Genomic DNA, 18,823 nt, shown 5'->3' with positions numbered 1-18,823 from the left:
GCATTTATACCGCATCCGGCAACGACTACTACCCCAAATCCGCCATCAGCACCTTTGACCGCCGCTGATAGTTGTACATCTCTTTCTTGCTTTCCGGCAGCAGGTCGATATCCACCGGCGTGAAACCACGTTCCTGGAACCAGTGAATGCTGCGCGTGGTCAGCACGAACAGTTTGCTCAGTCCCATTTGCCGGGCCTGCGCGGCGATCCGCTCCAGCAATACTTCCCCGCGCGATGAGCTACGGTAGTCCGGATGCACCGCCACGCACGCCATTTCGCCAATTCTCTCCTCCGGGAAAGGGTACAGAGCGGCGCAGGCGATGGTCAGGTTATCGCGCTGAATAATCGTGAATTTGTCGATCTCCATTTCCAGTTGTTCGCGGGAGCGACGTACCAGAATGCCTTGTTGCTCCAGCGGACGGATCAGCTCCAGAATCCCGCCGATATCGTTAATGGTAGCGCGGCGGATCTGCTCGGCGCTTTCCATTACGATCTGCGTACCGATCCCGTCACGGGAGAACAGTTCCTGCAGCAATGCGCCATCTTCCTGATAGCTGATCAGATGGCAGCGCCGTACCCCACTGCGACAGGCTTTCACTGCCCCACGCAGGAAGCGCACTGTGCCGGAGCTGTAATCGCCTTTCTCTTCCTGCAACTCAACGCGCGCCTGGGCTTCGTTAGGAAACAGCTCGGAAATAATATCGCCATCATCGTTGGTGACGCCCTGAGAGGAGCAAAAGCCGATCATTTTCTCTGCCTTCAGTTTGATAGCCAACTGCGTGGCGACCTCTTCTGAAGTCAGGTTAAAGCTCTCACCGGTGACGGAAACGGCGACCGGACCCATCAGCACAATCGCGCCACTGTCTAACTGCCGGTGAATGGCATCTTCATCAATACGACGAATACGTCCGCTATGGCAGTAATCCACGCCGTCATCAACGCCCAGCGGCTGGGAGATAATAAAATTACCGCTGACCACATTGATGTGCGCCCCCTGCAATGGCGTATTATTCAGGCTCATTGACAGGCGGGCGGTAATATCAAGCTGAAGTAACCCTGCCGCCTGTTTGACCAGCTCCAGGGTTTTAGCGTCGGTAACGCGCGTATTCTTGTGGTACACCGGTTCATGATGATGTGCCGCAAGATTGGCATCAATCTGCGGTCGTGCGCCATAGACCACGACAAGGCGGATGCCGAGGCTATGAAGAAGGCCAATGTCATTGACGATACTGGAAAAGTTTTCATGCTCGATGGCTTCGCCGCCCAGCATAATGACAAACGTCTTTCCCCGATGGGTATTGATATAGGGAACAGAATGGCGGAATCCCTGTACCAGTTCGGTTCTACGCTCCTTCACCACGGTACACCCTCATTGCATGATTATTCGTAATTTGTGTATTTTTATTCTGTTTTGGCGCTGTGCGCAAGCGTAATTTTTACCCATGCCGAAGATTTTTCTCAGTAATGCCGTGAATATAAAAAGAATGTTTACCCTTTTATAGATGACAGATTATGCGTCATTCGCTAAAGTTTCCGGTCAATTCAGACGTTTTACGTATTACCTCAATAAAGATTTCTTTTTGCTCGGGAGAAGCATGTCGGGATCCAATTCAGCAATCAGTCGCCGCCGTTTACTGAAAGGTGCGGGTGCTATGTGGCTTTTGAGCGTCAGCCAGGTTGGTCTGGCTGCCATGAGTCAGGTCGTTGCCGTACGTGTCTGGCCAGCGTCCAGCTACACCCGCGTCACGGTAGAATCTAACCGTCTGCTGAAATACAAACAGTTTGCCCTGAGTAATCCTGAGCGTGTGGTTGTGGATATTGAAGGCGTTAATTTGAACTCGGTGCTCAAGGGCATGGGTGCGCAGATCCGTCCTGACGATCCGTATATTAAATCGGCGCGCGTCGGGCAGTTTGACCCACAGACCGTGCGGATGGTGTTCGAGCTGAAACAGAATGTGAAGCCGCAACTTTTTGCGCTGGCTCCGGTGGCCGGCTTTAAAGAACGTCTGGTGATGGATCTCTATCCCGCGAATGCCCAGGATGTTCAGGATCCGCTGCTGGCGTTGCTGGAAGAATACAACAAGGGCGATCTGGACAAACAGGTGCCGCCTGCGCAAAGTGGCCCGCAGCCGGGTAAAGCGGGGCGCGATCGTCCCATTGTCATTATGCTCGACCCAGGACATGGCGGAGAGGACTCCGGTGCGGTGGGGAAATACAAGACGCGTGAGAAAGATGTGGTGCTGCAGATTGCCCGACGCCTGCAAGCCCTCATAGAGAAAGAGGGCAACATGAAGGTCTTTATGACGCGAAATGAAGATATCTTCATTCCGCTTAAAGTCCGCGTGGCGAAAGCGCAGAAGCAGCGTGCAGACCTGTTTGTCTCTATTCACGCCGATGCATTTACCAGTCGACAGCCCAGAGGTTCGTCGGTATTTGCGCTCTCGACTAAAGGGGCGACCAGCACCGCCGCGAAATATCTGGCGCAAACTCAGAACGCCTCGGATTTGATTGGCGGCGTCAGCAAGAGCGGCGATCGCTACGTCGACCATACCATGTTCGACATGGTGCAATCGCTGACCATCGCCGATAGCCTGAAGTTTGGTAAAGCGGTATTGAATAAGCTCGGTAAAGTTAACAATCTGCATAAGAACCAGGTTGAACAAGCCGGGTTTGCGGTACTTAAAGCGCCGGATATTCCGTCTATTCTGGTGGAAACCGCATTTATCAGTAACGTTGAGGAAGAGCGTAAGCTCAAAACTGCGACCTTCCAGCAGGAAGTTGCAGAGTCGATTCTGGCGGGGATCAAAGCCTACTTTGCCGATGGTGCGACGCTGGCGAGAAGGGGATAACAAAAAAGCGCTGAAAAGCGCTTTTTTTATAGACTGCAGATACAAAAAAACACCCTTTAGGGTGTTTATAATGTTGGTTGCGGGGGCCGGATTTGAACCGACGACCTTCGGGTTATGAGCCCGACGAGCTACCAGGCTGCTCCACCCCGCGTCACCGTACTGCTTTATATTTTATCAAATTTGATTGGTTGCGGGGGCCGGATTTGAACCGACGACCTTCGGGTTATGAGCCCGACGAGCTACCAGGCTGCTCCACCCCGCGTCACCGTACTGCTTTTATTTCATCAAATTTTAATTGGTTGCGGGGGCCAGATTTGAACTGACGACCTTCGGGTTATGAGCCCGACGAGCTACCAAGCTGCTCCACCCCGCGTCCGTGGATGCGCACTATACTCTGCTCGCATTTTCATGCAACCCTTTTTTCACCTTGATCACGTTTTTAAGGTGAAAATGAACAAAAACAACGCATTCTGGATTGTTTTTTGCTCAAAATTTGCGTTCGGGTATGTATACGCATTTCATTAGGTTCGGGGGTTTGTTATCTTCGTCTCGCATTCAGGCAACATAAGACGAGAACAATGAAAGGACGTTGGGCAAAATATCTTCTTGCGGGAGCAGTCGTCGCGATGCTCGCCGCGTGTTCCTCAAAACCCACCGATCGTGGGCAGCAGTATAAAGACGGGAAATTTACCCAGCCTTTCTCACTGGTGAACCAGCCTGATGCGGTTGGCGCACCAATCAATGCCGGTGATTTCGCCGAGCAGGTTAATCAAATTCGCAGCGCTTCGCCACGTTTGTACGGCAACCAGAGCAACGTTTACAACGCTATCCAGCAGTGGTTACGTGCGGGCGGTGATACGCGCAGTATGCGCCAGTTTGGTATTGATGCCTGGCAAATGGAAGGGGCGGACAACTACGGTAACGTCCAGTTTACCGGTTATTACACGCCGGTTATTCAGGCGCGCCATACGCGCCAGGGCGAGTTTCAGTATCCTATCTATCGCATGCCGCCAAAACGTGGGCGCTTACCAAGCCGTGCCGAGATTTACGCGGGTGCGCTGAGCGACAACTACATTCTGGCGTACAGCAACTCCCTGATGGATAACTTCATTATGGATGTGCAGGGCAGTGGTTACATCGATTTTGGCGATGGCAGTCCGCTTAACTTCTTTAGCTATTCCGGGAAAAACGGCCACGCCTATCGCAGCATCGGTAAAGTGCTTATCGACCGTGGCGAAGTGAAAAAAGAAGATATGTCGATGCAGGCTATTCGCCATTGGGGTGAAACGCACAGCGAAGCCGAAGTGCGTGAGCTGTTGGAGCAGAACCCATCGTTTGTCTTCTTTAAACCGCAATCTTTTGCACCGGTCAAAGGGGCCAGCGCGGTACCGTTGATTGGCCGCGCGTCTGTGGCTTCTGACCGCAGTATCATTCCGGCGGGCACAACATTGCTGGCGGAAGTCCCGTTACTGGACAATAACGGCAAGTTTACCGGCCAGTACGAACTGCGCCTGATGGTGGCGTTAGATGTGGGTGGCGCTATTAAAGGACAACACTTCGATATCTATCAGGGCATTGGTGCTGACGCCGGACACCGTGCGGGGTGGTATAATCACTACGGTCGCGTCTGGGTACTGAAAACAGCGCCGGGTACGGGTAACGTGTTCAGCGGTTAATAGCCGGATGGCGCTCGATATTAATTAATTTGAGGTGTTATGTCTGTGGTTATCAGTGATGCCTGGCGCCAGCGTTTTGGCGGTACGGCGCGTCTGTATGGCGAAAATGCGCTGCAGTTGTTTGCCCAATCGCACGTTTGCGTGGTCGGGATTGGCGGGGTAGGGTCGTGGGCGGCGGAAGCGCTGGCGCGTACCGGTATTGGCGCCATCACGCTCATCGATATGGATGATGTGTGCGTCACCAATACTAACCGCCAGATCCATGCTCTGCGCGATAACGTCGGCCTGGCAAAAGCTGAAGTGATGGCTGAACGTATCCGCCAGATTAACCCGGAGTGCCGGGTGAACGTGGTCGATGATTTTGTCACGCCGGATAATGTTGCTGAGTATATGAGTGCGGGTTATTCGTATGTCATTGATGCGATTGACAGCGTGCGCCCAAAAGCGGCACTGATCGCCTGGTGTCGGCGTAACAAAATTCCGCTGGTGACCACCGGTGGTGCGGGAGGGCAGATCGACCCGACGCAGATACAGGTCGTTGATTTGGCAAAAACTATCCAGGATCCGCTGGCAGCCAAGCTACGCGAGCGGCTGAAAAGCGATTTTGGCGTGGTGAAAAACAGCAAAGGCAAGCTGGGCGTGGACTGTGTGTTCTCGACCGAAGCGCTGGTTTACCCGCAGGCAGATGGCTCGGTATGTGCGATGAAGGCGACGGCGGAAGGGCCGAAGCGCATGGATTGCGCATCCGGTTTTGGCGCGGCCACTATGGTGACCGCCACCTTTGGCTTTGTTGCCGTCTCACACGCGCTGAAGAAGATGATGGCGAAAGCGGCGCGCCAGAGTTGAGTGTGTTGTGCCGGATAAGACGCGTTCGCGTCGCCATCCGGCAACCATCAAACCTGTCGGGCAGCCTCAAGAATCGCCTCGTTAAGAGCATGCAGCCCCTGGGTACGCGAGGCGCTGAGCTGCGCGCGTAAACCTAGCTCGTCAAATAATGCCATAGGCGAATGCGCCACTAACTCGGCTGCGGTTTTACCTTCAACCGCCGTGAGTAATACCGCCAACAGCCCGCGTACAATGCGACCTTCGCTGTCGCCGAAGAAATGCAAAGTACCATTCTCATGAAGGGTATGCCCCAGCCAAACGCGGTTTTCGCAGCCCGCGATCTCTTTGGCCTGTGCCTTTAGCGAATCAGGAAGCGCTGGCAACTGCTTACCCAGCAGAATCAGCTGGCGATATTTATCTTCCCACTGGGTGAGCGGGGTAAAGGTATTGCGTAACGTCTCTTCCGTTACGGTTGTGCCAAACGGGTGTCCGGCGAACAGAGGGCTTGTCATTAATCCACCAATATTTCCAGCGCGCGGTCAACGGCTGCGACCAACGCATCTACATCACTTTGCGTATTATAAGGTGCAAATGAGGCGCGTAGCGTCCCGGATACGCCCAGTTCTGCCAGCAGCGGTTGCGCACAGTGTTGTCCTGCACGCAGCGCAATGCCATATTCGGCCAGCAGTGTCACCATGTCGCTGTGATGAACGCCTGCGAAATCAAAGGCTAACAGACTGGAGTCCTGGCAGCGGAAGGAGCGAAAGCCGGGGCGTTTCGCCAGTGCATCTTCTGCCAACGTCGCCAGACCCCGGCTCCAGTTTTCGGCCTGCACCACGTCAACGTCCGCCAGCCATTCGAGCGCCGCGCTTAGTCCGATAACGCCAGCAACGTTAGGCGTACCGGCCTCCAGCTTCCATGGAGCAGCCTGGGTGGTGAAACCGTCAAAACTGACTTCGCTAATCATTTTACCCCCACCGAGCCAGGGAGACATGGCATCCAGCAGTTCCGGTTTACCGTACAGCACGCCAATGCCGGTGGGGCCATACAGCTTGTGGCCCGAGAACGCATAGAAATCAATGTCTAATTGCTGTACGTCGGCGGGGAAATGGACAATCCCCTGGGCACCATCCACCATCACCACCATTCCAGCCGCATGGGCGAGCGTAATGGCGCGGGCTAAATCCGGGCAACCGCCGGTAACGTTCGACATCTGCCCAAGCGCCAGAATGCGGCTGCGTGGAGTGATGAGTTGCGCGAGGCTTTCAACGTCTGGCAATAAATGGTCGTTAAGCGGCAGCCTGACGACCTTCGCCCCCGTTTGCTCCGCCACCATCAGCCAGGGCACGAGGTTGGCATGATGCTCTGCTGCGCTAACGATAATCTCATCACCCGGTTGTAAGCGCGGTCGCGCATAGCTTTGGGCAACCATGTTGATCGCTTCCGTCGTACCGCGGGTCCAGACGATTGTTTTGTCATCCGGCGCATTAATCAGGCTTGCGACTTTTTCCCGCGCGGCTTCATAGCGTGCGGTCAGGCGCTGTGCTTCGGCAAACTGGCTGCGATGGACGTTCCCGGCGCTCAGGCTATAAAACTGATGGGTGGCCTCAATCACTGCCTGCGGCTTCAGTGCGGTAGCAGCGCTGTCGAGATAGACGCCAGCATCGTTGAGTGCGGGAAATTGCGCGCGAAACTGCGCGGGGTTAAAAGCGTTCATGGTATTCCTCAGTTCAGTAAACCGATCGTGGCGCAAAAAGGGCGCTGATACAAGGGGTGTGCTAACCATCGGAATACTCTGGATATCCTGGCAAAGTCCACGCAGTGTCTTATGCTATATACCGTTAGGCGAGCAATTTAGCCTGTTACGGAGTGTGTTTTTAATAGCATAAATCGCTTTAAGGAGAAAAAGATGAAAAAGACTGCCGCAATTATCTCTGCTTGTATGCTGACTTTTGCCCTGAGCGCCTGTTCTGGTTCGAATTACGTGATGCACACCAATGATGGTCGATCAATCGTATCTGATGGTAAGCCACAGACCGACAATGAAACGGGGATGATTTCGTATAAAGACGCTAACGGCAACAAACAGCAGATTAACCGTACCGATGTGAAAGAGATGGTAGAACTGGATAACTAACCGGTCGTCCATCGACAAAGAGTCGGACAAAAAAAAGCACCGCAATTTGGCGGTGCTACATTAATCACTATGGACAGACAGGGTAAATGTACAGGAAGTGAAAAAGGGTAGCTTTGCTACCATGGTCTGAATCGCAGACCAATTGCAAACACAACAACACAACATCACAACCGTAAGCCAAAAGCCCACCAGAACACGCATTCCGATAAAACTTTTCGTTCCGGCTTCAGGAAGTGCCGCCACTATAGGTATTTGCTGGTAGAACCTCAACGGACAATTTATAATGGCTCAGATAAAAAAAACTAATAGGTTACAACCTGTTGGTTAATTGTTAAATTCATTTAACATCAAAGCCTAAAAGTCATGTCAAAACGATTACCACCCCTAAATGCGTTGCGTGTTTTTGATGCTGCAGCGCGTCATTTGAGCTTTACTCGCGCAGCAGAAGAGCTTTTTGTGACGCAGGCCGCAGTAAGTCATCAAATCAAGTCACTTGAGGATTTCCTGGGGCTGAAGCTGTTTCGTCGACGCAATCGATCTTTGCTGTTAACGGAAGAAGGCCAAAGCTACTTTCTCGACATCAAAGAGATTTTTTCGCAATTAACCGACGCGACGCGTAAACTTCAGGCACGCAGTGCAAAAGGTGCGCTCACTGTGAGTTTATTGCCCAGTTTTGCAATCCAATGGATGGTTCCCAGACTCTCTAGCTTTAACTCAGCTTATCCGGGAATCGATGTCAGGATCCAGGCGGTGGACCGTCAGGAAGACAAACTGGCTGACGATGTTGATGTGGCGATTTTCTACGGACGTGGCAATTGGCCGGGTCTGCGCGTTGAAAAATTGTACGCAGAATATTTATTGCCGGTCTGCTCGCCGCTATTACTCACCGGTGATAAACCGCTAAAGACGCCCGAAGATCTGGCGAAACACACATTATTGCACGATGCGTCACGCCGTGACTGGCAAGCCTATACGCGCCAGCTTGGCCTGAATCATATCAACGTACAGCAGGGACCCATCTTCAGCCATAGCGCCATGGTGCTCCAGGCTGCTATCCATGGACAGGGAATTGCGTTGGCTAATAACGTCATGGCGCAATCCGAAATAGAAGCCGGACGTCTGGTCTGTCCGTTTAATGATGTTCTGGTCAGCAAAAACGCATTTTATCTGGTTTGTCATGACAGTCAGGCAGAACTGGGTAAAATAGCCGCCTTCCGTCAGTGGATTCTGGCGAAAGCGGCCACGGAACAAGAAAAATTCCGCTTTCGTTATGAACAATAATTTACGTAGGGTATTCACATGACCAGCCGTTTTATGCTGATTTTTGCCGCCGTAAGTGGCTTTATCTTTGTGGCGTTGGGCGCCTTTGGGGCACATGTTCTGAGTAAAACCCTCGGTGTCGTTGAGATGGGGTGGATCCAGACAGGCCTCGAGTATCAGGCGTTCCATACGCTGGCTATATTTGGCCTGGCCGTCGCCATGCAGCGGCGCATTAGCATTTGGTTTTACTGGAGTAGCGTGTTTTTGGCATTAGGAACGGTGCTGTTTAGCGGCAGCCTGTATTGCCTCGCGCTCTCGCATTTACGCCTGTGGGCGTTTGTTACCCCCGTCGGCGGTTTCAGCTTCCTTGTGGGCTGGGCGCTGATGTTAGTGGGCGCTATTCGATTGAAACGTAAGGGCGTTAGCCATGAATAAGGTTGTATTGTTGTGTCGCCCAGGTTTTGAAAAAGAGTGCGCCGCAGAAATTACGGATAAAGCAGGACGCCGGGAAATCTTCGGTTTTGCCCGCGTGAAAGACAATGCGGGTTACGTCATCTTCGAATGCTATCAGCAGGACGATGCCGAAAAGTTAGTGAAAGAGTTGCCGTTTAGCTCGCTGATTTTTGCCCGTCAAATGTTTGTGGTGGGCGAACTGCTGCAATATTTACCGCCGGAAGACCGCATTACGCCGATTGTCGGCATGTTGCAGGGCGTGGTAGAGAAAGGCGGCGATCTGCGCGTTGAAGTTGCTGATACCAATGAAAGCAAAGAGTTGGTTAAATTTTGCCGTAAATTTACCGTACCACTGCGCGCGGCGCTGCGGGAAGCGGGCGTGCTGGCAAAATATGAAACGCCAAAACGTCCGGTGGTTCATGTGTTCTTTATCGCACCAGGCTGTTGCTATACCGGCTATTCCTGGCCTGACAATAACTCCCCGTTCTACATGGGCATTCCGCGTCTGAAGTTCCCGGCCGATGCGCCGAGCCGTTCAACACTGAAGCTGGAAGAAGCGCTGCACGTGTTCATTCCTGCCGATGAGTGGGATGAACGTCTGGCTAACGGAATGTATGCGGTGGATTTAGGGGCATGCCCGGGCGGTTGGACCTATCAACTGGTTAAACGCAACATGTGGGTTTACTCCGTGGATAATGGTCCGATGGCGCAAAGTCTGATGGATACCGGACAAGTTACCTGGCTGCGCGAAGACGGATTTAAGTACCGGCCAAATCGCAATAACATTTCGTGGATGGTTTGCGACATGGTGGAAAAGCCCGCGAAGGTTGCCGCCCTGATGGCGCAGTGGCTGGTCAACGGCTGGTGTCGTGAGACTATCTTCAACCTCAAGCTGCCGATGAAAAAACGCTACGAAGAGGTGTCGCAAAACCTGGCTTATATTCAGGCACAGCTTGACGAGCATGGCGTAAATGCCCAGATTCAGGCGCGTCAGCTGTATCATGACCGTGAAGAAGTCACCGTGCACGTCCGTCGCCTGTGGGCTGCTGTTGGTGGCCGTCGCGACGAGCGATAAGGTAAAATTGCAGGCCGGATGAAGGCGTAAATGCCTTATCCGGCCTGCATTGTTTCAATCAGCGGCGTATCTGAAATAATATGCGTCACATCATCCAGATGCCCAATCCGGGCCTCTCCCGAACGATTAAATTTACTTTTATCGATCAGCAATAATGACTGCGCTGCGCGCTTAAGCAGAATGGACTTGAAGTCGGCATTGGTCGCGTTAGAGTCCCAGAGTGCGCCGTCGCTGTCGATCCCTACGCAGGAAAAAATAAACAGATCGATCTCGAGTGGTTTGAGCTGCGAGATGAGCGAGGGGTTAACATAGCAACCGTATTTACGCTCAAGGCGACCGCCGGAGCTGATGAGCTGAAGGTGTTCGCGTTTAGCCAATTCCTGGCAAATGGGCTGGCTGTTGGTAAAGACGTGAATGTTGATGTCCGGTAACTGTCGCGCCAGGTACCAGCACGTTGAGCTGGCGTCCAGGGCTATCACCATACCTTCTTCGATCCATGCCAGCGCTTCGCGGGCAATATTCGCTTTGTGGGCATAGTGGCTTTTGAGTCGCATATGAAACGGGTCGCCGCTGTCCTGATTTTGCCGATGAATCACTTTGGCCCGTCCGTGATTGCGCAGCACTTTTCCCTGGGCTTGTAGCTCGCTGAGATCGCGGCGGATGGTCTCTTTGCTGACCTTAAGTTGCAAAGCAAGGGTTTCGGTTGTCAGATTTTTGTGGTTGGTAAGCAGATCTACGATCGCCTGCTGGCGCGCCGCTTTCATGTTCTGATCCTCATTTTATGATGAATGCCCGTAGCTGACGGGCATTCAGACCAGAGATTACGGGGTTACTCCTTTTTTTAATAGAATATTCCCGTACTTTGCCCGCTCTCCTGTGATAACGATCGCAAACGCCTGTTGCGCGCGTTCATAGAAGGCATAGCGGTCAATACGCGTGATGTCCGGGCAGGGGGTTTGCAGTGAAAGCGCCTGACGATAGCGGGCCTCGACGTCAGGATCGAGGGCATCGCCTTCAACAGCCGCCATCATCACCAGCGGTGGGGCATAGCTGTCCAGTTCAAAGAGCGGAATAATCGCCTGTAGCAGGTCGCTGACCAATAGACCGTCGGTGCGGATAACCTGCGGTCCCATGCTGTGGGCCGGGAAGTGGGCATCGGAAAATATAATCTCATCGCCGTGGCCCATCTCAGCCAGCACCTTCAGCAGGTCGGGCGAAATTAAGGGAGATATTGTTTTGAGCATATTACTCAACTCCTGTTAGTTCGGATTCGGTTTGCGGATAAAAGTAACGGTACTGGTAGCGTACCTGCCCGCGTGCCTGTTCCGGTGAGGCAAATTCCCCAATGCCCGACCACGCAAACATTGCGGCACCTGCCACGGTGGTTTCGGCGTCATCCAGCACTTTGACAGGTATCCCGAGCACATTCGCTTTGATCTGATTCCACAACGCGTTGCGGCTTCCCCCACCAACCAATAGCAGTTCTGTGGCCTGGAAATGACCGATTTTTTCCAGCGTATGGAGGTTTCGCTGCAGCTGTTCTGTCAGTCCTTCCAGCGCGGCGCGATAAAAGTGCCCACGGGTGGTATTGAGCGTAACCCCTTGCCAGCCCGCATTCTGACAGGCCAGCAGGTCGCAGTGCATCTTCACGCCTTCGGCGCCTGCCGGGATGGCCCTGGCTTCGTCAATCAACGTCTGCCAGGGGGTGTCGGCAGTCCACAACAGCTTACGCACCCACTCAAGTACACCGGAAGCCAGCCACTGCATGCCGGGGTTATTCAGTCCAGCCTGGCTATCCAGCTCACAAGTGGAACCCGCATATTGGCTGAGCTGGGAGGTATCCACCTGCGCACTGCGCACCATCAGAATTTCCCATGTGCCGGAAGAGAGCACCGGTTCATCTGGCTGGGCTCCAGCGCCAAATAGCGCAAACTGCGTGTCGTGGCCGGCAGAGATGACCGGAATTCCCGCCGTAAGCCCGAGCAGGCTGGCAGCCTCCGGTTGCAAAGCCCCAATCTTTTCGCCTGCTTCAACCAGGCGCGGGAACAGACGGCGCGGTATGCCCGTAGCATGCAAAATGTCATGACTAAAATCGCGCTGCCGGATGTCCAGCAGCTGACTGGTGCCCGCCATGGTGATATCTGTAGTGAACTCGCCGGTTAAACGGTGGTTGATAAGCGACGAGATAAACAACCAGGCGTGCGCCTGTTCCAGAAATTGCGGATGGTTTTCTTTCAGCCACACCAGTTTATACAGCGTGTTGAAGCTAAATGCGCCGACGCCGGAAATTTCCTGCAATTGCTGCGGTGATATGTAGCGGTGAATATTCTCCATCACCGCTGCGGTGCGTGGGCATTTCCAGCTAATCACCGGATACAGCTGCTTGCCGTTCTTATCAACCAGCGCGCCGTCTACGCCAAAAGTGGTGACGGCGATCCCGCGGACATGGCAGGCGGCCAGTTGCGTGCAGAGGCGCTGACAGCAATCGGCGAAGCGTTGCAGAATGGCCTCCAGCGACCATTGATGCCAGGTACTGTTTTCTGTTGCGATGTCACTGGCGTTCGGGGTCGCTGCGCGGGCGACAATCTTTCCCTGTCGGTCAACGGCGATAGCCCGCACGTTGGTCGCGCCACAGTCGAGAACCAGGATAACGTCTTGTTTCATAATCGCTCCCCAAACGTAGCCGGATGGCGCAGCGCTTACCCGGCCTACAAAATTCACTGCGCAGGCCCGGTAAGCTTGCGCCACCGGGCCAGAGTCGCATTAACGCTTATACAGCGGGCCGTAGTTCTGGCAGGCGCGATAATCCTGGCCTTCCATATCCATACCATGGGCTGCCCAGGCTGAAGGGCGGTAAATTTTTTCGTCTTCCACGTTGTGCATACAAACCGGGATACGCAACATGGCGGCGAGCGTAATAAAGTCCGCGCCCACGTGACCAATCGTCAGTACGCCGTGGTTTGCGCCCCAGTTAGCCATGACGGAATAGACATCGCTGAACGGGCCTTTACCGGTTAAGCGCGGAGCGAACCAGGTGGTTGGCCAGGTGGAGTTGGTGCGCGCATCAAGCTGGTCGTGCATCTCTTTCGGCAATTCCACGCTCCAGCCTTCCGCGATTTGCAGCACCGGGCCCAGGCCTTTGATGATGTTGATGCGGGTCATGGTGAACGGCACGCCGCCCTCGGTCAGGAAGCGAGAAGAATAGCCGCCGCCGCGGAAGTATTCGTGAATAGCCGGACACCATTCGGTAGCAGCCAGGCAATCATCCGCCTCTTTCTGTGAGATTTCCCAGTGCGGCTTCATGGTCGGTTTCCCTTCGCCGTCGCGCTGTTTGCAGGAGCCATCCAGCGCTGCCGAGCCGGAGTTAATCAGGTGAATAATACCGTGCTCAGCAAGGCCGGTTAGCGGTTTACCTGTGACGCGTTCAACCGCCTCTGGCGACCAGTAGGTGCGCACATCGGCAAAGACCTGCGCTGTGCCGGTGAGTTGATGACCAAACAGCATCGCCACGCCGTTCAGGCTGTCGTTTTCGGTGGCGACAACGAACGGTTCGCGAATGCCGTTCCAGTCAAAGGAGCTGTTGAGCAGTGCTTCGGCGGTATCGCCATTCGGGTATTGATCGGTCCAGTGACGCTGGCCCTGGAAGCCTGCGGCAATCGCGTTGTACCCCAGTGACTCTTCAACCCGACCTTTGTCTGCCAGTTTTTGGTTACCCTGCATCATGTCGCGAATGCACATGGCCATCAGCAGGCTCTCTTTCAGCACCGCACGGCTCTGCTCTGCGTTACGCTTATATTGCTGTGCGTTCTGATCTTCACCGTAGCGGAAGTTTTTATCCGCCCACGCCAGCGCCATTTCCAGCTCAGCTTCGTCATAGATTTTTTGGTCGATGCGACGACGCAGTTCGGTCATATCAACGGGTTGAACCTTCATTCCCAGCCAGGATTCAAAGAAGTTATGATCGACAATCGAGCCGGCAATGCCCATTGAAACACCGCCTACGGACAGGTAGCTTTTGCCTTTCATACTGGCAACCGCCAGGCCCGCTCGGGCAAAGCGCAGCAATTTTTCTTCAACATCGGCAGGGATCGTGGTGTCACCGGCATCCTGTACGTCATGGCCGTAAATAGAGAAGGCGGGAAGTCCTTTTTGATTATGCGCAGCCAATGCTGCGGCCAGATAAACTGCGCCGGGACGTTCTGTTCCGTTAAAGCCCCAGATAGCTTTCGGGCGCATCGGATCCATGTCGATGGTTTCGCTACCGTAGCACCAGCATGGGGTAACAGTAATCGTCACGCCTACGTTCAGGCTGCTGAATTTTTCTTCACAGGCGGCAGATTCAGCCATCCCGGCAATGCAAGTGTCGGCAATCACACATTCAATTTGTGCACCACAGGCGTGACGAAGTTTCTCTGTGATCAGCGCAGCAGTGGCTTTTGCCATATTCATGGTTTGCTCTTCGAGCGATTCACGAACACCCATACGGCGCCCATCAATCACCGGACGAATTCCAATTTTCGGTAAGCTATTTTTGTTCATTCGAGGTTCCTCATCTCACTTTATGCCGTGCTGCAAAAGCGGATGTTGAACACCACCGTCGCAGTTGGCTGAATAACCCATTTTTGCTAACTCGAGTTAGCTTAGGTATTAGAGAGTTTTTTGCACAACTTTTTTGTTGTGGAACTGTGAGAGGCTTCACGAGAAGTGGTTAAAATTCGATCTGCGTCAAATAAACCAGGACGGGTATTTTCAATAAATCCTTTTTAAATTAATTGGTTGTAATAAATTGTCTGTTCAGCGTCACAGTTTTAAACCAAATGATTTGGCTATTTTGAGTAGCTAAAATAGCTTTAAAAGGCACTTCGCTAACTCGAGTTAGCATAATTGATAAAACGCATATGAACTTATAGGTAGTATTCGCATTAACGGTGACGATGGCTTCCTGGCAACGTTTTGCGCCTGATTCACTGATTGCAGTTTCTGTATATTGAGGAAAGCAGCAATGTCTGAAACATTTTTACAGATGAGTCATATTACGAAACGTTTTCCCGGCGTATTAGCGTTGAGTAATGTGGATTTTGCTTTACGCAAAGGAGAGGTTCATGTGCTGCTGGGTGAGAATGGCGCAGGAAAGTCTACGTTGATGAAGATTTTATCCGGTGTTTATCAGCCTGATGAAGGGGATATTATTTTTGAGGGACAACCTGTTACTTTTGCGAACCCGTTGAGTGCACAAAGCGCAGGTATCACCATCATTCACCAGGAGTTTAACCTTTTCCCTGAACTCACGGTGGAAGATAATATATTTATTGGCAGGGAGTTTTGCAAAAATAATCGCTGGCGTCTGGATGAAAAACAACAGCGACAGGCAGCTATCGATATTTTGCAAAAATTAAACCTGAATATCTCTCCAGAAACGCTGGTGGCCGATCTGACCGTCGCGCAACAACAAATGGTTGAGATTGCTAAAGCGATATCGGTGAATGCCAAGATTCTTATTATGGATGAACCGACGGCAGCGCTGACTGAAACGGAAATTGACAGCTTATTTCAGGTAACTCGTTTGCTGAAAGAACAGGGAACGGGCATTGTTTATATCTCGCACAGATTAGAGGAACTGGCGCTGATCGCCGATCGCGCGACGGTGATGCGGGATGGTCAGTTTATTGCCACTGTGGATTATGATGCGGTTAAAATTAGCGATCTGATTGCCATGATGGTTGGGCGCGATCTTGGCAATATCTATCCTCGCCGCGAACCTTTGGCTCAACGCAAGCCGGTGTTGGAAGTAAGCGGTCTGACGCGCAATGGCGTATTGAACAATATTGATTTCACTCTGTATCAGGGCGAAATTTTGGGCTTCGCCGGTCTGATGGGGGCAGGACGTACTGAGCTGGCGCGGGCAATTTTTGGTGCGGATCCCATTGATGGCGGAACCCTCAAGCTGAACGGTAACGTGACGGTAATTAAAGATATTCCTGATGCTATCAAACAGGGTATCAGCTATTTAACCGAGGACAGGAAAAAAGAGGGGCTGGCATTAGGACTGTCCGTTGAGCGCAATATTATGTTGGGCAATTATCCTGAGTATTCCGATCGTTATGGCAACGTGGACAGCAAACGTTGTCAGAAAACCAGCGAAGAACAGGTGAAAGCCCTACGCATTAAAACACCACATTTAGAACAGGCTGCTCTGAATTTAAGTGGTGGTAATCAGCAGAAAATTATTATTGCCAGATGGGTGTGTAAAGACACCGATATTCTCATCTTTGATGAACCCACTCGCGGTATTGATGTGGGTGCCAAACTTGAGATTTATGAATTAATGAATCGACTGGTGGCAAAAGGGAAGTCAATTATCATGATCTCCTCTGAATTACCGGAAGTGCTGGGTATGTGCGATCGCATTTTAGTGATGCGTAATGGACGTATTACCGGGGAGTTAGCTTCTGATGACGCCACACAAGAAAAAATCATGCAATATGCGACGTTAGAGGACTAATTTATGACTATCTCTGTAACCTCTTCAGACAGCAATAATAAGAAAATAAAAATTAACAAAGAACTTTTAATGCGCCTTGCGCCGCTTTTGAGTCTGATTATTTTAGTAATATTTTTTAGCTTTGGTTCGCCATTTTTCTTTAACACTGAAAACATCATGACAATCGCTCTGCAAACTTCAGTGATTGGCATTATGGCGATTGGCGTTACCTTCGTCATTATCACGTCAGGAATCGACCTTTCTCTTGGCTCGGTGGTGGCCTTTTCGGGTGTTGCGGTAGGCATCAGCGCCACGCTGGGATTGCCTCTGCCCGTATGTATTCTGGCCGGGGTGCTGGCCGGTGGATTATGCGGCTATATCAATGGTCTGCTGGTCACCAAAATGACTATCCCGCCTTTTATCGCCACGCTGGGCCTGATGATGTCTGTCAGAGGCATCAATATGGTGATGACAGATGGTCGTGCGATTTATTTCGCTGATTACCCCACCTTCAAAATGCTGGCCCAGGGACGTTTGTTCGATGTGTTGCCTTATCCCGTTTTTTACCTGGTGGTGGTGGCGCTAATCGCCGCCTACATCCTGAAGAAAACGGTGATTGGTCGCTATGTTTACGCTGTGGGTAGCAATGAGGTGGCCGCACATCTTTCCGGTATTAAAGTTCAACGCGTCAAAATTTTCGTCTACGCCTTTTGTGGTCTGCTGACCGGGATCGCCGGCGTTATTCTGGCCTCACGTCTGAACTCTGGTCAGCCAACGGTTGGTGTGGGTTATGAACTGGAAGCCATCGCGGCGGTTGTTATTGGCGGTACGAGCCTGATGGGAGGAATTGGCACCATCGGCGGGACTATCATCGGCGCATTCATTATGAGCGTGTTGAAAAACGGTCTGAACCTGATGGGGGTTTCCCAGTTCTGGCAAATGGTGGCCATGGGCGTGGTGGTCATTGCTGCGGTTTATCTCGATACATTACGCAAAAAAATTCGTTGATTTACGCTCCCGGAAGTCACGGGGCATCATAACCCTGACGTTTAGGGTGACTCACTCAGAACGGAGTAAAACAATGAGAACCAGGAATTTTGTCTATGCGTTATCCCTGCTGGCCTGTATGACATCCAGCGTATTGGCTAAAGATATGAACCTTCCGGTGGTCAGTAAAGGTTTCCAGCATGAATTCTGGCAAACCGTAAAAATGGGGACGGAAGCAGCAGCAAAAGAGTCGGGTGATAAAACCAGCTATGTTGGCCCGGCGGATGAAACTCAGATTGCCGAGCAGATTCAGCTAGTTGAAAACGCGATGGCGCAAAAACCCAATGGGCTATTGCTGGCAGCGTTAGATGCCAATGCGCTGGCGCCATTAGTTGAGACCGCAAATTCACGCGGCATTAAAGTTGTGACGTTTGACTCCGGCGTGAATTCCGATATCCCGGTGAGCTTTGTCGCCACGAATAACCGTAAAGCCGGTGCTGAAGCGGCGGATGCACTGGCAGCGGAAGTGGGCAGCAAAGGTAAAGTGGGCATTATTGCGCACGTAGCGGGGACCTCCTCAGCGATTGAGCGTTCGGAAGGGTTTATTGCCCGCATGAAGGAGAAATACCCGGAAATCCAGGTGCTGCCGGTCCAGTACAGCGATGGCGATCCGCAAAAAGCGATGGATAAAACCATCGATATGATCCAGGCCAACCCTGATATTGCAGGGATTTATGGCACCAATGAAGGCTCAACGCTGGGCGTAGCAAACGCCATTGATAGTCAAAACCTGAAAGGCAAAGTGAAAGTGATTGGTTTTGATAGCACCGAGGCAATCATTGCTTTCCTGAAGTCTGGGGTCATTCAGGGTTTTGTCGTGCAGGACGCTTATCAGATTGGCTACCAGGGTATCAAGACACTAAATGCAGCGGTATCGGGTCAGTCTGTACCGAAAGAAATTGATATTCCGGTTAAATTCGTTAATGCGAAGAACATTGACACCCCGGAAATTGACAAGCTGTTACACCCATTCGGTAAAAAATAACACCGTTGGGGCGATGTGTTCGCCCCATCATTCGC

The 18,823-nt window shown here is 52.2% G+C and carries 17 protein-coding genes and 3 tRNA genes; 10 read left to right on the top strand and 10 right to left on the bottom strand.

The window, feature by feature from the left end; genetic code table 11:
- Positions 1–28 precede the first annotated feature (28 nt).
- Positions 29–1,360, bottom strand: coding sequence for an amino-acid N-acetyltransferase (argA, locus tag BZK42_RS11215; RefSeq protein ID WP_008785703.1), 1,332 nt, complete (start codon positions 1,358–1,360; stop codon positions 29–31).
- Positions 1,361–1,595: 235 nt separating this feature from the next.
- On the opposite strand from argA, the gene amiC reads away from it, so the two are divergent.
- The gene (amiC, locus tag BZK42_RS11210; protein WP_080859166.1) at positions 1,596–2,849 is read left to right on the top strand and encodes an N-acetylmuramoyl-L-alanine amidase AmiC; all 1,254 of its coding nucleotides are present in this window, start codon (positions 1,596–1,598) and stop codon (positions 2,847–2,849) included.
- Positions 2,850–2,923: 74 nt separating this feature from the next.
- Here the strand turns inward: amiC and BZK42_RS11205 are convergent.
- From BZK42_RS11205 to BZK42_RS11195, 3 genes are all read right to left on the bottom strand, one after another.
- Positions 2,924–3,000 (bottom strand) — tRNA-Met (locus tag BZK42_RS11205).
- A 34-nt stretch (positions 3,001–3,034) separates the two neighbouring features.
- A tRNA-Met gene (locus tag BZK42_RS11200) sits at positions 3,035–3,111 on the bottom strand.
- A 34-nt stretch (positions 3,112–3,145) separates the two neighbouring features.
- Positions 3,146–3,222 (bottom strand) — tRNA-Met (locus BZK42_RS11195).
- A gap of 205 nt (positions 3,223–3,427) precedes the next feature.
- On the opposite strand from BZK42_RS11195, the gene mltA reads away from it, so the two are divergent.
- Both mltA and tcdA read left to right on the top strand, forming a co-directional pair.
- Entirely contained in the window at positions 3,428–4,525 is a 1,098-nt protein-coding gene (gene mltA, locus BZK42_RS11190; protein WP_019077597.1) for a murein transglycosylase A, read from the top strand.
- A 39-nt stretch (positions 4,526–4,564) separates the two neighbouring features.
- Complete coding sequence (gene tcdA / locus BZK42_RS11185; protein WP_019077596.1) at positions 4,565–5,371, top strand: tRNA cyclic N6-threonylcarbamoyladenosine(37) synthase TcdA; 807 nt, start codon at positions 4,565–4,567, stop codon at positions 5,369–5,371.
- Between the two features lie 47 nt (positions 5,372–5,418).
- Here the strand turns inward: tcdA and csdE are convergent, their stop codons facing one another.
- On the bottom strand, positions 5,419–5,862 hold the full coding sequence (gene csdE / locus BZK42_RS11180) for a cysteine desulfurase sulfur acceptor subunit CsdE (RefSeq protein ID WP_046276137.1): 444 nt from the start codon (positions 5,860–5,862) through the stop codon (positions 5,419–5,421).
- Entirely contained in the window at positions 5,862–7,067 is a 1,206-nt protein-coding gene (gene csdA / locus BZK42_RS11175) for a cysteine desulfurase CsdA (protein WP_016154262.1), read from the bottom strand. The genes csdE and csdA overlap by 1 nt, the downstream gene beginning before the upstream one ends.
- A gap of 192 nt (positions 7,068–7,259) precedes the next feature.
- On the opposite strand from csdA, the gene BZK42_RS11170 reads away from it, so the two are divergent.
- From BZK42_RS11170 to rlmM, 4 genes are all read left to right on the top strand, one after another.
- Positions 7,260–7,487 (top strand): YgdI/YgdR family lipoprotein, encoded by a 228-nt coding sequence (locus tag BZK42_RS11170; protein ID WP_016154261.1) that lies wholly within the window; start codon positions 7,260–7,262, stop codon positions 7,485–7,487.
- A 363-nt stretch (positions 7,488–7,850) separates the two neighbouring features.
- Positions 7,851–8,768, top strand: a complete 918-nt coding sequence (gene gcvA / locus BZK42_RS11165; RefSeq protein WP_016154260.1) for a glycine cleavage system transcriptional regulator GcvA — start codon at positions 7,851–7,853, stop codon at positions 8,766–8,768.
- Positions 8,769–8,786: 18 nt separating this feature from the next.
- Positions 8,787–9,182, top strand: a complete 396-nt coding sequence (locus BZK42_RS11160) for a DUF423 domain-containing protein (RefSeq protein WP_003034037.1) — start codon at positions 8,787–8,789, stop codon at positions 9,180–9,182.
- Positions 9,175–10,275: a 23S rRNA (cytidine(2498)-2'-O)-methyltransferase RlmM gene (rlmM, locus tag BZK42_RS11155; RefSeq protein ID WP_003034040.1), complete on the top strand. Its 1,101-nt coding sequence runs from the start codon at positions 9,175–9,177 to the stop codon at positions 10,273–10,275. The genes BZK42_RS11160 and rlmM overlap by 8 nt, the downstream gene beginning before the upstream one ends.
- 35 nt (positions 10,276–10,310) lie before the next feature.
- On the opposite strand, the gene fucR is transcribed toward rlmM, so the two are convergent.
- The 4 genes from fucR to fucI form a co-directional block, all read right to left on the bottom strand.
- Positions 10,311–11,039, bottom strand: a complete 729-nt coding sequence (gene fucR / locus BZK42_RS11150) for an L-fucose operon activator (RefSeq protein ID WP_016157366.1) — start codon at positions 11,037–11,039, stop codon at positions 10,311–10,313.
- Positions 11,040–11,096: 57 nt separating this feature from the next.
- Positions 11,097–11,519, bottom strand: coding sequence for an L-fucose mutarotase (fucU, locus tag BZK42_RS11145; protein WP_080859165.1), 423 nt, complete (start codon positions 11,517–11,519; stop codon positions 11,097–11,099).
- A 1-nt stretch (position 11,520) separates the two neighbouring features.
- On the bottom strand, positions 11,521–12,939 hold the full coding sequence (gene fucK, locus BZK42_RS11140) for an L-fuculokinase (RefSeq protein ID WP_080859164.1): 1,419 nt from the start codon (positions 12,937–12,939) through the stop codon (positions 11,521–11,523).
- A gap of 99 nt (positions 12,940–13,038) precedes the next feature.
- Entirely contained in the window at positions 13,039–14,814 is a 1,776-nt protein-coding gene (fucI, locus tag BZK42_RS11135) for an L-fucose isomerase (protein WP_047357907.1), read from the bottom strand.
- A gap of 463 nt (positions 14,815–15,277) precedes the next feature.
- On the opposite strand from fucI, the gene BZK42_RS11130 reads away from it, so the two are divergent.
- The 3 genes from BZK42_RS11130 to BZK42_RS11120 all read left to right on the top strand — a co-directional run bounded on the left by BZK42_RS11130 (position 15,278) and on the right by BZK42_RS11120 (position 18,788).
- On the top strand, positions 15,278–16,777 hold the full coding sequence (locus tag BZK42_RS11130) for a sugar ABC transporter ATP-binding protein (RefSeq protein WP_080859163.1): 1,500 nt from the start codon (positions 15,278–15,280) through the stop codon (positions 16,775–16,777).
- Between the two features lie 3 nt (positions 16,778–16,780).
- A complete protein-coding gene (locus BZK42_RS11125) occupies positions 16,781–17,764 on the top strand; it encodes an ABC transporter permease (RefSeq protein ID WP_003034055.1) in 984 nt (327 codons plus the stop codon).
- 73 nt (positions 17,765–17,837) lie between these two features.
- Positions 17,838–18,788, top strand: a complete 951-nt coding sequence (locus BZK42_RS11120; protein ID WP_016157361.1) for an ABC transporter substrate-binding protein — start codon at positions 17,838–17,840, stop codon at positions 18,786–18,788.
- Positions 18,789–18,823 lie beyond the last annotated feature (35 nt).

The sequence above is a fragment of the Citrobacter braakii genome, assembly GCF_002075345.1.
In the GTDB taxonomy this organism is placed as follows: domain Bacteria; phylum Pseudomonadota; class Gammaproteobacteria; order Enterobacterales; family Enterobacteriaceae; genus Citrobacter; species Citrobacter braakii.
This window is presented reverse-complemented; position numbering and strand designations above follow the sequence as displayed.

Bases quoted from the DNA above. Each gene is read 5' to 3' on its own strand.
- amiC (WP_080859166.1), top strand. From the start codon at position 1,596: ATGTCGGGATCCAATTCAGCAATCAGTCGCCGCCGTTTACTGAAAGGT.
- mltA (WP_019077597.1), top strand. From the start codon at position 3,428: ATGAAAGGACGTTGGGCAAAATATCTTCTTGCGGGAGCAGTCGTCGCG.
- tcdA (WP_019077596.1), top strand. From the start codon at position 4,565: ATGTCTGTGGTTATCAGTGATGCCTGGCGCCAGCGTTTTGGCGGTACG.
- csdE (WP_046276137.1), bottom strand. From the start codon at position 5,862: ATGACAAGCCCTCTGTTCGCCGGACACCCGTTTGGCACAACCGTAACG.
- csdA (WP_016154262.1), bottom strand. From the start codon at position 7,067: ATGAACGCTTTTAACCCCGCGCAGTTTCGCGCGCAATTTCCCGCACTC.
- BZK42_RS11170 (WP_016154261.1), top strand. From the start codon at position 7,260: ATGAAAAAGACTGCCGCAATTATCTCTGCTTGTATGCTGACTTTTGCC.
- gcvA (WP_016154260.1), top strand. From the start codon at position 7,851: ATGTCAAAACGATTACCACCCCTAAATGCGTTGCGTGTTTTTGATGCT.
- BZK42_RS11160 (WP_003034037.1), top strand. From the start codon at position 8,787: ATGACCAGCCGTTTTATGCTGATTTTTGCCGCCGTAAGTGGCTTTATC.
- rlmM (WP_003034040.1), top strand. From the start codon at position 9,175: ATGAATAAGGTTGTATTGTTGTGTCGCCCAGGTTTTGAAAAAGAGTGC.
- fucR (WP_016157366.1), bottom strand. From the start codon at position 11,039: ATGAAAGCGGCGCGCCAGCAGGCGATCGTAGATCTGCTTACCAACCAC.
- fucU (WP_080859165.1), bottom strand. From the start codon at position 11,519: ATGCTCAAAACAATATCTCCCTTAATTTCGCCCGACCTGCTGAAGGTG.
- fucK (WP_080859164.1), bottom strand. From the start codon at position 12,939: ATGAAACAAGACGTTATCCTGGTTCTCGACTGTGGCGCGACCAACGTG.
- fucI (WP_047357907.1), bottom strand. From the start codon at position 14,814: ATGAACAAAAATAGCTTACCGAAAATTGGAATTCGTCCGGTGATTGAT.
- BZK42_RS11130 (WP_080859163.1), top strand. From the start codon at position 15,278: ATGTCTGAAACATTTTTACAGATGAGTCATATTACGAAACGTTTTCCC.
- BZK42_RS11125 (WP_003034055.1), top strand. From the start codon at position 16,781: ATGACTATCTCTGTAACCTCTTCAGACAGCAATAATAAGAAAATAAAA.
- BZK42_RS11120 (WP_016157361.1), top strand. From the start codon at position 17,838: ATGAGAACCAGGAATTTTGTCTATGCGTTATCCCTGCTGGCCTGTATG.